This is a genomic window from Clostridium rhizosphaerae (assembly GCF_016765585.1).
Classification (GTDB): Bacteria; Bacillota; Clostridia; order Clostridiales; family Clostridiaceae; genus Clostridium_AT; species Clostridium_AT rhizosphaerae.
On the sequence record NZ_JAESWC010000004.1, the window covers coordinates 181913 to 194931 of the forward strand.

10 protein-coding genes are annotated in these 13019 nt (G+C 34.0%); 1 reads left to right on the forward strand and 9 read right to left on the reverse strand.

From position 1 onward, the window contains the following. Nucleotides 1-116 precede the first annotated feature (116 nt). From murB to JK636_RS11000, 4 genes are all read right to left on the reverse strand, one after another. Nucleotides 117-1031, reverse strand: coding sequence for a UDP-N-acetylmuramate dehydrogenase (gene murB / locus JK636_RS10985; protein WP_202749005.1), 915 nt, complete (start codon nt 1029-1031; stop codon nt 117-119). Nucleotides 1032-1092: 61 nt separating this feature from the next. Further along, nucleotides 1093-1833 carry a phosphatase gene (locus JK636_RS10990; RefSeq protein ID WP_202749007.1) on the reverse strand — a complete coding sequence of 247 codons (741 nt, stop codon included), beginning with the start codon at nt 1831-1833 and terminating at the stop codon, nt 1093-1095. Between the two features lie 21 nt (nt 1834-1854). Continuing rightward, nucleotides 1855-3720, reverse strand: coding sequence for an excinuclease ABC subunit UvrC (gene uvrC, locus JK636_RS10995; RefSeq protein WP_202749009.1), 1866 nt, complete (start codon nt 3718-3720; stop codon nt 1855-1857). A 20-nt stretch (nt 3721-3740) separates the two neighbouring features. Continuing rightward, a complete protein-coding gene (locus JK636_RS11000; RefSeq protein WP_202749011.1) occupies nt 3741-4346 on the reverse strand; it encodes a metal-dependent hydrolase in 606 nt (201 codons plus the stop codon). A gap of 295 nt (nt 4347-4641) precedes the next feature. Here JK636_RS11000 and JK636_RS11005 point away from each other — a divergent pair, with 295 nt between their 5' ends. Further along, complete coding sequence (locus JK636_RS11005; RefSeq protein ID WP_202749013.1) at nt 4642-4851, forward strand: hypothetical protein; 210 nt, start codon at nt 4642-4644, stop codon at nt 4849-4851. A 68-nt stretch (nt 4852-4919) separates the two neighbouring features. Here JK636_RS11005 and JK636_RS11010 read toward each other — a convergent pair whose 3' ends face one another. The 5 genes from JK636_RS11010 to uvrB form a co-directional block, all read right to left on the reverse strand. Further along, nucleotides 4920-6338 (reverse strand): peptidoglycan D,D-transpeptidase FtsI family protein, encoded by a 1419-nt coding sequence (locus JK636_RS11010; RefSeq protein WP_202749015.1) that lies wholly within the window; start codon nt 6336-6338, stop codon nt 4920-4922. A 1-nt stretch (nt 6339) separates the two neighbouring features. Continuing rightward, nucleotides 6340-7551: an FtsW/RodA/SpoVE family cell cycle protein gene (locus JK636_RS11015; RefSeq protein ID WP_202749017.1), complete on the reverse strand. Its 1212-nt coding sequence runs from the start codon at nt 7549-7551 to the stop codon at nt 6340-6342. An 8-nt stretch (nt 7552-7559) separates the two neighbouring features. Next, on the reverse strand, nt 7560-7997 hold the full coding sequence (locus JK636_RS11020; RefSeq protein WP_202749019.1) for an FHA domain-containing protein: 438 nt from the start codon (nt 7995-7997) through the stop codon (nt 7560-7562). A gap of 185 nt (nt 7998-8182) precedes the next feature. Beyond that, complete coding sequence (gene uvrA, locus JK636_RS11025) at nt 8183-11005, reverse strand: excinuclease ABC subunit UvrA (protein WP_202749021.1); 2823 nt, start codon at nt 11003-11005, stop codon at nt 8183-8185. A gap of 12 nt (nt 11006-11017) precedes the next feature. Beyond that, nucleotides 11018-13003, reverse strand: coding sequence for an excinuclease ABC subunit UvrB (gene uvrB / locus JK636_RS11030; RefSeq protein ID WP_202749022.1), 1986 nt, complete (start codon nt 13001-13003; stop codon nt 11018-11020). Between the last annotated feature and the right edge of the window lie 16 nt (nt 13004-13019).

A 13019-nucleotide genomic window follows, 5' to 3' on the forward strand; every position in this document is an offset into this window, starting at 1 on the left:
ACAATATATTTTTTAAAATCAAAATTTATCGATAATATTATTCATATATTAGTTCATAGATTAATTTATAACCTATCAAACCATCTTCTAATTATTAATTGTTAATTATTAATTAATCAATCTTCCCCAATAATTCTAACCTCTGGATGGAGCTCTACATCAAAATTACTTTTAATGGTATTTTGAATGTATGCTATTAAATCTAGTATATCTTTTGCTGTGGCATCCCCTTTATTTATTATAAACCCAGCATGTTTTTCTGAAACTTGTGCTCCACCAATGCTAAAGCCCTTAAGCTTGGACTCTTCTATAAGCTTGCCTGTATAATGTCCTTCTGGTCTTTTGAAGGTACTTCCTGCTGAAGGATATTCCAAGGGCTGCTTATCTTCTCTTTTTTTAGTTAAATCATCTATTCTTTCTTTTATGCTTGAATATTCACCTTTAATAAGCTTAAAGGTAACCTCCAAAACAGTATATCCATACTTTTGAATTGCACTCATTCTATAGCCAAGTTCAAGTTCTTCTTTATTTAATGTTATTAGTTTTCCATTTTTATCAACAACTAAAGCACTCTCTATAACCTGACTTATTTCACCATTATAGGCCCCAGCATTCATGGTTACAGCTCCCCCAACTGTTCCAGGAATTCCGCAGGCAAATTCAAATCCTTTTAGGCTGTTTTCAAGTGCCGCTTCTGAAACCTTACATAGATCTACTCCACTTTGAACTATTAGTCTTTCATCCTCGACTTTGATCTTATCTAGCTTAGTAAGCTTAATTACCATTCCTCTAAAGCCGCCGTCTCTAACTATTAAGTTTGAACCTCTTCCAATTATGTAATAAGTCATATTTTCCTCATTACACAGCTTAATTACCTTTACTATTTCATCATAACTTTCAGGCGTTACTAATATATCTACTGGTCCGCCTACTTTAAATGATGTGTGATTTTTCATAGGTTCATCTACTGCAACATTTTCTGATTGCACAATTTTATATAGCTTATTGCAAAAGTCCTTATACCGATTCATCATACATCTCCTTGATATTATTAAAAAATCCACATTTTCAGTATAATGTATAATACATACATTAATCAAGCTTTAAGTCTGCTAATTTACCTTTATTTTTCAAGTATTTAATAATTTTACTATTATCTGTATTCATTATCAATTCCTCTGGAAAATCAACATCTCTAAGTAATTTATCTGCCTCATCAAATCTTCCAATTTGAAAACAACAATGAGCATCACTGCCTATAGTTATTCTGACATTATGCTCCTTGCATAGCAGTGCTATTTTTCTGCAGTTGTCAATACTCCCTGCTCTTGAACCATTCTCAGGAAGCGAGCTGTTATTTATTTCAATTAGCACATTATATTCTTTTGCTGCCTTTACTACTTCTTCCTCATATATTGGAAACGATGGATTACCGCAATGGCCTATAATATCCACATTTGAATTTTTCATGGCTCCAATAAGAGCTTCTGTATTTTCTTCTCTGCTTCCTGGATCACTGCATGCATCATGGAGGCTAGCTATTATTATATCCAATCTTTTCTGAACTCTATCAGGTATATCAAGATTTCCTTTAAAATCAATAATATTAGCCTCACAGCCTTTTAAAAGAGTAACTCCATATATTTCTCTTGGCAGTACTTTTAAATTAGAAAAATAAAATATGTGCGCTGCTCCAGGCATCTTAGGCCCATGGTCTGTGGCCGCCAAAACCTTAATTCCATTTTCAGAGGCCTCTTTTATATTTTCAAGCAAAGTATTATAAGCATGACCACTGGCAATGGTATGAGTGTGAGTATCTATTACGTATTTCAAATATATACCTTCTTTCGTAATTTACTTTGCATTCCTAAAATAATCTATTATATTCTGAGCAGCTTTTTTATCTATTGATTCAGTTTCTAAAAGTTCTTCAAAGGATGCATTTTTGATGCTTTCTATACTTCCAAATTTTTTTAACAATTCTTTTCTTCTTTTCTCACCTACATTAGGGATATCTTCCAGCACTGAATGAAGAACACGCTTATCTCTTAGACTTCTATGGTAGGTTATAGCAAAGCGGTGTACTTCATCCTGTATTCTTGTTATAAGCTGCATTACATTTGAGCTTGGTCTGATTAGAAGCTCATTATTATTATATATCAATCCCCTGGTATTGTGCTTATCATCCTTAACCATACCACATACCGGTATGTCTATATTAAGTGAGCTCAAAACTTCAAGGGCTACATTAACCTGACCTTTGCCTCCATCCATAAGAATTACATCTGGAAACACGCAGAACTTTCCTGCACTCAATTCCAAGTTTCTTTCTCTTATCTTTTCTATTTCTTCAAGACCATGCTTAAAGCGTCTTGTAAGAATTTCCCTCATACTGTCATAATCATTTGCACCTATTACAGATTTTATTTTAAACCTTCTGTAATCACTGTTTTTTGCCTTGCCGCCTTCAAAGACAATCATGCTTCCTACTGAATCCACACCTTGAATATTTGATATATCATAAGCTTCTATTCGTGTTGGCATATCTTCTAAATCTAAAATTTCTGCAAGCTCCTTAAGAGAAGTTCTTTGAATTTCTTTATCCTGCTTAATTTTAGTTTTGAATTGTTCCATTGTTAGCTTTGCATTTTTTGTTACCATTTCAAGAAGTTCTTTTTTATCTCCTCTTTGAGGAATCCTAATCCAAACCTTTGATTCTCTCTTCATTGTAAGCCACTGCTCTAAAAGCTCCGAATCCTCAGTTTCAGTAACATATATGTTTTTAGGTATAAAAGCTGTCCCGCCATAGAATTCCTTAATAAAGTCAGATATTATTTCACCTTTTTCTATTCCTGAGGTATTTTCCAACATATAATGTTCTCTTCCTACAACCTTACCATCTCTAAGGAAAAATACCATAGCACAGGTATCTGTCTCATCACTATATATACTTATAAAATCTTCATCTTCAAAATTACCTATAATTATCTTCTGTTTTTCAACTATCTTTTCTACTGCTGTAATCTTATCTCTAAGGGCAGCAGCCTTTTCAAATTCTAGATTTCCTGCCGCTTCTTCCATCTGATGTCTTAGATCTTTTGCTATTTGCTTATCCTTACCTGAAAGCAAGTCAATAATATTTTGAACGGTTTTCCAATATTCTTCTTTTGAGGCAAGCCCTGCACAGGGAGCACTGCATAGACCTATATGATAATTTAAGCAAGGTCTTATCTTATTTTCTCCTTCTTTTATTGACATTTTGCACGTTCTAAGAGGAAAGACCTTTTTAACTAAATCAAGAGTTTCATAAACAGCACCATAGTCTGTATATGGTCCGAAATACTTGGCTCCATCCTTAGCATGTATCCTTGTCATAAACACTCTTGGGAAATCTTCGTTTGTTGTAACCTTTATAAAAGGATAGTGTTTATCGTCTTTTAGCAAAATATTATATCTTGGTCTATATTTTTTTATAAGATTACATTCAAGTATCAGTGCTTCCATCTCAGAATCTGTAACTATATATTCAAACTCTGCTATATTTTTCACCATAGCCTTGACTTTTTCAGAATGATTCTTGGAGCTTTGGAAATACTGCCTTACTCTATTTTTTAAAACTTTAGCTTTACCTACGTATATAACTTCACCTAAAGAATTTTTCATTAAATAAACGCCGGGCTTATCCGGCAGTATTTTTAACTGATGTTCAAAGTCAAACACTTAATCACCCCTTAATAAAATTACGATGTAATAATCGGAATTCTATAAATGACATACAGAAGTCCTGAAACTACGAGTACAAGTTCAATAAAATTACCTAATTTAGATCCTACCCTATAGGTTAAAGGCAGCCTCATCTTTTTATTTTTGAAAGGATAAAAAAGAGGCACTCCTCTGTTAGTCGCCATATCTCCTAGTAGATGCAGACTATAACCTAATATAAAGCAGGAGGTAATATTTTTTATATTATATTTATTTCCTATATATCCAATAATAAAAGAAAAAGTAATCATGCCCAGAAGACTGTGAGTAAGTCCCTGCCTATGAGAGGAAAGACCTACTGCAATGAGTGCAGCTCCTAAAGCCTTGTAGGCCGGCTGATTTGTATATAAGTAATCAAACCACAAAACTATTATACCACCGCAAAGGTATAATGTAACTTTTGCGCCTTTATTTTTAAACGGTAATATGTACCTGTTAATTAAGCTTTTAGGATGATCTATATCAGGGAGCAGCGAGGCTCCCAGTACGACAGCCATACCTATATAATTAAATCCGCCAGGTAATCTGTCGCTAACTGCTGTATACACTGCTAAACCAATTCCCGCGTGTGTTGTTCCTTTCATTATTATCTCCTATTATAATACTACGAATATTATTTGTATTTTAGAGGGTTATCGCCACTACTCACTAAAATCCTACAAATTACTAGTAGTATTATAGCATAGAAACATATGTTCATGTGTATATATTTCTATATTTACTTAATATGTATTGCAATTTGTCACAAATAGAGGAAATGATGCTTCTGTATAGAATACAGAAATTAGCGGAGAATACCTTAATTTAATAATATGGTTAGCGGAGATATTATTTTGTTATACTCTTTACATTATCTACATCGTGTGTGGAGGAGACAAAATGTTCATAATTAGGAAACCAAAATATAAAGTATGTGCATCAAGTAAAAATGAATTGGATATCTTAATAAACGAAACCAAACAAAATTATCAAAAATTATATCCGAATTCTGTTATAAATATTACTGTTGAGCCAAACATGGAATCTATTAATTTTGATGGTACAGTAAAAGAGTTTATTTATAGAGCAGAAATTAAATTTAATGAATAATATTTAAAAGGCATATTCTCCTTTGTGAGAATATGCCTTCTAAATACATTTTAATTGCATTATATATATTACTTCTTTATCGCTGCTTTCATCACCTGTCCTGCAATTTTTGCAGCTGCCTTGCCGCCTACTCCTCCCTCTTCCACTATAACTGCAACAGCAACCTGTGGATTATCATAAGGAGCAAAGCCTATGAACCATGCATGAGGTTCTTTGCTTTCAATGTGATCTGCAGTTCCGGTTTTACCCGCAGCATTTATTCCGGTCTCTGCTGCACCACCAGTACCATTTGTAACAACAGCTCTCATCAAATCTTTCATTGTTTTGGCATTTTCTTTAGATATTATATTACCTAAGCTTTGAGGCTTTACATCTTTAACAACCTTGCCTTTGCTGTCTAAAACCTGTTGAACTATATAAGGCTCCATCATTGTTCCATCATTTGCAATAGTAGATGCTACTACTGCCATCTGCATAGGTGTGGCTAAATCCTCAGCCTGCCCTATAGCACTTTGAGCATTGTTTCCTTTTTCATAACTTTTGTAGGTAGGAAACTTGCTGCCGTCAATAGGAATTCCGTCTGTGGGAAGATTTTTGTTAAAATAAAACTTTTCTGCAGTTGCTTTAAGTTTATCATTACCAAGTTCCATTCCAAGAGTTCCAAAGAATACATTGCTTGATTCCGCATAAGCCTGCTTAAAATCTATATTTCCAAGCACCTCTCCATTAAAGTTGCTTATAGATTCCTTTTGATTAAATACAAGTTTACCTTTATCCTGAAACTTTCTTGTTGTTATATCTTTTATGTTTTCAAGAGCACTTATAGCAGTTATAGTCTTAAAAGTTGAACCTGGAGGATAAAGCCCTGAGGTTGCTCTATTTATCATAGGGTGATTAGCTGTATCCTTTTGAAGAGCATCCCATATTTTGCTTAGATTATTAGGATCATAGGAAGGTTTAGATACCATGGCTAAAAGCTCGCCTGTTTTAGGGTTCAATGCAACCACTGCGCCCTTGTTATTGCCTAAAAGGTCATAAGCCAGTTTTTGTACATTAGTATCTAAAGTAGTTTTCAAACTGTGTCCTACCTTTTCTTCCTCTTTCCCCTTATTCTTTATTAAGCTTAAAATATCTACATTTTCAGCTCCCATAAGCTCTGTATCGTATTTTCTTTCAAGTCCTGTTATTCCATATTTTATATCTACATATCCAAGAGCATGAGCAAACACTTCTCCTGAAGTATATGTTCTTTTTTGAGTCTCATCGTTTACTCTCTCACTTTTAGTAAGAGGACTCATATTCCTGTCATATATAGTGCCACGAAGCACTTCATTTCTTATAGCCCAAAGTCTTCTGTTATAAGGGCTCTTTACCACTTCGGGAGCCTTGTATAGCTCGAAATAAGTTATGTAAGAAATTATGATTATAAAACAAAGTAAAAATACTACAAAAACTTTTTTTATATTACTAGAAATATCCTGTTCCATATTACTCTCCCTCCGATATTTTCTGCACTATTCCAAGAGAGCAGAAGGTTATTAGCATGGAGGTTCCTCCATAACTTATTAGAGGCAGCGTAATACCAGTTAAAGGTATAAGATTTATTACTCCACCTAGTATTACAAGAGCCTGAGAAGCAATAACTGCGCTATATCCTACAGCTATAAGCCTTGAAAAATTATTTTCTACATATACTGCTGCTCTCATAGATCTATAGAAAAGTAAAAAGTAAATTATTATTATACCTAAACCTGCAACAATTCCTAATTCTTCACAAATAACCGTGAATATAAAGTCTGATTCTCTTACCGGTATGTACTGAGGAAAACCAAAGCCTAATCCTTTTCCAAACAATCCTCCCCAGGCTATAGCAATTAGAGACTGCACTATTTGAAGTCCTTTTTCAGTTGCATAAGGCCAAGGATTCTGCCAAATCGCAAATCTTATTCTTATATGTCCAAAAAGCTTATAGCTTATAAAACCTCCTGCCATAAATAAAATTAGACAAGTTATTACATATTTAAATTTTGAAGTTGCAATATAAAGCATAGTTACAGAAAGCCCGAATATAATCAGCGCTGTACCTAGATCCTTTTGCATAACCATAAATCCAAGGCAAACCATAATGACTATGGCCGGCTCAATAAGGCTTTTAAAATCTTTATAATCTTTCAAAACAGAGGCAAGGTATGCAACCATAAAGAGCTTTCCGAATTCTGCTGGCTGAAGGCTAAAACCTCCTATTATTATCCAGTTTTTAGCTCCTCCTCTTTCAGCTCCGAATAATAGTGAAATAGACATAAATATTAAAGTTAAAACCATATATGCATATTTATATTTTTGAAATCTTTTTAAATCAGGTAATAGTACAACTATAATAATGAAAGCTGCAACTCCTAGAGCAAACCACATTACCTGCTTTATTGCAAAGGTTGTTTTCATAGCTAAATCAATTCTATAAAGTGTAGCTATGCCTATAACTGATAAGATACTGGCAAATACAAATATATGCTTATCGCCATCAGGGTAAAAACGCCTTACTATAAAATGAGAGTAAGCGATTAATATTATCATTATAACGGAAATAATCATAGCTCCTTTATCGAAAGGAGGCTTTAATAAAGCTACATTAAAAAAGCATACCAGACATAGAAGATATGTATATCTAAGCAGCTTCTTTTCATCTCTTATACTGTCCACTATATCACCTATCCTATAACTCTAAAAAGGGTACTTCCTATTTGAATTTCATCACCAACTCTGAGTATTGCCCTATCTTCAAGTCTTTCATCATTTAATTTTGTACCATTAGTACTTCCCATATCTTCAATTATGTAATCCGTATTTTTCACAAATATTCTTGCATGATTTCCTGATACAAATTGGTCCTCTAAAATAAGATGATTAGTATTTTTTCTTCCTATAGTAAGCTCACCTTGAACAGGTATAATTCCGCCGTTTTTTAAATTTGTGTTTTCTCCTGCTTCTATAACCTCAAGTCCAAAGGTACCTTTCCTGTTAGAAACCTTTTTACGTCCTCCGCTTTTTATATCTTTGTACATTATTCTAAGCGCAAAAAATATAATTAAATAAACTATAGCTAAAATAGCAAATTTGAAAATCATACTTAACTTGCTAAAATCCAAACAAAACCACTACCTTTCTGTTAATTAATGATTAATAATTAAATAGCATTTTATAATTAAAATTTAAATCTGAAATCCATTAATAGATTTTTTGTTCATTAAATTATTAATTTGAAATTATTAATTTGAAATTATTAATTTAATAAGACTAGCATATTCATTATATGCTAGTCTTATTAGCTATATTATAACATTTTTTTAAGATAATGTCCTGTATAAGACTCAGAAACTTTTGCTATATCTTCAGGTGTTCCTGAAGCTAGTATTGTTCCGCCTTTTTCTCCGCCTTCGGGGCCTAAATCTATAATATGATCAGCACATTTTATTACATCAAGATTATGCTCTATAACTACAACAGTGTTTCCTCCATCTGTCAATCTTTGAATTATTTCTATCAATCTACTAACATCGTCTATATGAAGTCCCGTTGTTGGCTCATCAAGTATATATAGAGTCTTTCCTGTGCTTCTTTTTGAAAGCTCGTAAGAAAGCTTGATTCTTTGTGCTTCACCGCCAGATAACTGTGTAGACGGCTGTCCAAGCCTTACATAGCCTAGTCCAACATCCATAAGAGTTTGAAGCTTATTCTTAACTCTTGGAAGATTTTCAAAAAATCTTAACGCTTCTTCAACTGTCATATTAAGAACTTCATCTATATTTTTACCCTTGTACTTAACTTCAAGAGTTTCTCTATTATATCTCTTTCCTTTACATACCTCGCAAGGCACATAAACATCTGATAAAAACTGCATTTCTATCTTTATAATACCATCACCGCTGCAGGCTTCGCATCTTCCGCCTTTTACATTGAAGCTGAAACGACCTGATTTATAACCTCTCATTCTAGCTTCAGAGGTTGTAGAAAACACTTCTCTTATAATGTCAAACACTCCAGTGTAGGTTGCAGGGTTAGAACGTGGAGTTCTTCCTATTGGGCTTTGGTCAATATCTATTATTTTATCTATATTTTCAACTCCAAGAATATCCTTATGCTTTCCAGGCATATTCTTTGAATTATTAAGCTTTTTATTTAATCCTTTATAGAGTATTTCATTTACAAGAGTACTTTTTCCTGAACCTGAAACACCAGTAACTGCTGTAAATACTCCCATTGGAAACTTAACATTTACATTCTTAAGATTATTCTCTTTAGCACCAGTAATAGTAATAAAGTTTCCATTTGGTTTTCTTCTTTCCTCTGGAACCTCTATAGATTTTTTGCCACTTAGATACTGGCCTGTTATAGAATTTTCACACTTTGCAATTTCATCAAGTGTTCCTACTGCAACAACTTCTCCCCCATGCTCACCTGCACCTGGCCCGATATCTACAATGCAGTCTGCAGCCTTCATAGTATCTTCATCATGCTCAACTACTACAAGAGTATTTCCTAAATCGCGAAGATGCTTTAAGGTAGCAATAAGCTTATCATTATCTCTTTGATGAAGTCCTATGCTAGGCTCATCAAGTATATATAAAACGCCGACCAAACTTGAACCTATTTGAGTAGCAAGTCTTATTCTCTGCGCTTCTCCACCAGATAATGTACCTGCATTTCTCCATAGATTTAGATAATCAAGACCTACATCTACTAAAAACTTAAGTCTGCTTTTAATTTCCTTTAAAATTTGGCCGCTTATTATAGTATCTTTCTCAGAAAGAACTAGATTCTCAATATATTCTAATTCGTCTCTTATTGATAAAAGACATAGTTCATGAATATTTTTATCTCCTACAGTTACTGCAAGAGTTTCTGGTTTAAGTCTTGCTCCCTTGCATTGCGGGCAGGCCGCATCGCTCATATAGCCTTCAATTTCACTTTTTATAGAATCCGAATTGCTTTCAAAATACCTTCTCTTTAGAGTATTTATAATTCCTTCAAAATTATGATTGAATTCTCCTACTCCTGTTTCTCTTTCATATCTTACTCTTATCTTCTGTCCGTTAGTTCCATATAAAAGTATTTTAACTATTTCAGGGGGTAAATCCTGTATAGGCGTATCCAGGCTGAATTTATATTCCTTTGCAAGAGCCTTTAAAACGCTATAAGTCCAGGAATCATCCTTTCCGCTAACACCGCTCCATGGGATTATAGCTCCATCTGCTATGCTTTTTGTTTTATCAGGAATAACTAAATCCTCATCAATTTCCATAAGAGTACCAAGTCCATCGCATCTATCGCATTTTCCAAAAGGGGAGTTAAAGGAAAACATTCTTGGTGCTAGTTCATCTATGCTTATTCCACAGTCTGCACAGGCAAACTTTTCGCTAAACAGCATATCTTCACCATCAATTATATTAACTATAACCAATCCTTCTGATTGTCCTAAAGCAGTTTCTAGAGAATCTGCCAATCTGCTTCTAATGTCTTCTTTAACAACAAGTCTGTCTATTACAGCTTCAATATTATGCTTTTTAGTTTTTTCAAGCTTTACTTCTTCCTCAGTAAGCTCTACTATGTTTCCATCAATTCTTGCCCTTACAAAGCCGTTCTTTTTTATGTTTTCTATAACCTTTGCATGCTCACCTTTTCTTCCTCTGATTACAGGCGCAAGAATCTGCAGCTTTGTTCTTTCCGGCATTTCCATAATTTTATCAACCATTTGATCTACAGTCTGCTGCTTTATTTCCTTACCGCACTTAGGGCAATGAGGAACACCTATTCTTGCATATAATAATCTAAGATAATCATATATTTCTGTTACTGTTCCTACTGTAGAACGTGGATTTCTGCTGGTTGTTTTTTGGTCTATAGAAATAGCTGGTGATAATCCTTCAATATACTCTACATCAGGTTTATTCATCTGTCCTAAAAATTGTCTTGCGTAGGCTGAAAGTGATTCTACATATCTTCTTTGACCTTCAGCATACAAAGTATCAAAAGCAAGTGAAGACTTGCCTGAACCAGAAAGCCCTGTAAAAACAACAAATTTATCTCTAGGAATCTCAAGGTTCACATTTTTTAGATTGTGAACTTTCGCTCCTTTAATTACAATTTTATCTCTCATGTAAACCTCCGATTAGTTCTTTTTCTTTTCTTTTTTCAATTTGTAAATCATGTCTCTCAATTGCGCTGCTCTTTCAAACTGCAGGTCTTTTGCCGCCTGGCTCATCTCCTGCTCATATTTTGCAATAAGATTATCTATATTTTCATTATTAGCCTTGATTGCTTCTTCTAAACTATTATACTCTGCCTGCTCCTCAGCTACCTTTGTAATTTCAATAACATCTCTAATGCCCTTCATAACAGTAGTAGGGGTAATTCCATTCTTTTCGTTATATTCCATTTGTATTTTTCTTCTTCTGTTTGTTTCTCCTATAGCCTTTTCCATAGATTTTGTAATAACATCTGCGTACATTATTACTTTGCTTTCAGAGTTTCTTGCTGCTCTTCCTATGGTTTGTATAAGAGAGGTTTCTGATCTCAAAAAGCCTTCCTTGTCAGCATCAAGTATTGTTACTAATGCTACTTCAGGTATATCTAATCCTTCTCTTAACAGGTTAATTCCAACCAAAACATCAAAATCACCTTTTCTAAGATCTCTTATGATTTTCATCCTCTCAATTGTGTCTATATCTGAATGAAGATAATTTGTCTTTATATTCATCTCTTTTAGGTATTTAGTTAAATCCTCTGCCATTTTCTTGGTTAAAGTAGTTACTAATATTCTAAAGCCTTTTGCTATAGTTTCTTTTATACTTGCATAAAGATCATCTATCTGACCTTTTACCGGTCTTACTATTATCTCCGGATCTAAAAGACCTGTTGGCCTTATTATCTGCTGTGCTATATTAGTTGAATGCTCATGTTCATAAGCAGCAGGAGTAGCGCTGACAAATATAACTTGATTTATCTTTTTTTCAAACTCCGGAAACTTAAGTGGTCTGTTATCGTATGCACTTGGAAGTCTAAAGCCGTATTCAACAAGGGTATCCTTTCTTGACTTATCTCCGGCATACATTGCTCGTACTTGAGGAAGCGTTACATGGCTTTCATCTATAAAAAGCAGGAAGTCATCAGGGAAATAATCTATTAATGTCTGCGGTGGTGAACCTGCTGCTCTACCATCTAATATTCTCGAATAATTTTCAATTCCGCTGCAGTAGCCAACTTCTCTTATCATTTCAATGTCAAAGTTTGTTCTCTGCTTTAATCTTTGAGCCTCCAGAAGCTTGTCTTGAGCTGTAAGTTCTCTAAGTCTCTCCTCCAGCTCTTCTTCAATTTTCTTTATTGCAACCTCCAGCTTTTCATAAGAAGTAGCAAAGTGGGAAGCAGGGAATATTGATATATGATTTCTTGTACCTAATATTTCACCTGTCAAAACATCGAATTCTCTAATTCTTTCTATTTCATCGCCAAAAAATTCTATTCTAACTGCCTTGTTAGTGGAGCCTGCCGGAAAGATATCCAAGACATCTCCTCTAACTCTAAAGGTACCTCTTACAAAGTTAATTTCGTTTCTTTCATACTGTATCTCTATAAGCTTTTTAATTACCTCATCCCTGTCTTTACTCATGCCTTCTCTTAGAGATATAGTCAAGTTTTTATATTCTTCCGGGTTACCAAGACCATAAATACAGGAAACAGAAGCAACTATTATAACGTCCCGTCTTTCAAATAATGCTGCTGTAGCCGAGTGCCTAAGCTTATCTATTTCATCATTTATTGAAGCATCTTTTTCTATAAAAGTATCAGTCTGAGGTACATAAGCTTCCGGCTGATAATAATCGTAATAAGACACAAAATATTCTACACAGCTGTCCGGAAAAAAATCTCTAAACTCTGAGCAAAGCTGAGCAGCTAAAGTTTTATTATGTGCCAGAACAAGCGTAGGTTTTTGTGTTCTTTCTATAATATTAGCCATTGTAAAAGTTTTTCCAGAGCCCGTTACCCCCATAAGTGTTTGAAATTTTTCACTGCTATTTATTCCTTTTACAAGACTGTCAATTGCCTGAGGCTGATCACCTGTAGGTTTAAATTTTGAACTTATTTTAAATTCTCCCATTACATCAACTCCAATA

Bases quoted from the DNA above. Each gene is read 5' to 3' on its own strand.
- murB (WP_202749005.1), bottom strand. From the start codon at position 1,031: ATGAATCGGTATAAGGACTTTTGCAATAAGCTATATAAAATTGTGCAA.
- JK636_RS11000 (WP_202749011.1), bottom strand. From the start codon at position 4,346: ATGAAAGGAACAACACACGCGGGAATTGGTTTAGCAGTGTATACAGCA.
- JK636_RS11005 (WP_202749013.1), top strand. From the start codon at position 4,642: ATGTTCATAATTAGGAAACCAAAATATAAAGTATGTGCATCAAGTAAA.
- JK636_RS11010 (WP_202749015.1), bottom strand. From the start codon at position 6,338: ATGGAACAGGATATTTCTAGTAATATAAAAAAAGTTTTTGTAGTATTT.
- uvrA (WP_202749021.1), bottom strand. From the start codon at position 11,005: ATGAGAGATAAAATTGTAATTAAAGGAGCGAAAGTTCACAATCTAAAA.
- uvrB (WP_202749022.1), bottom strand. From the start codon at position 13,003: ATGGGAGAATTTAAAATAAGTTCAAAATTTAAACCTACAGGTGATCAG.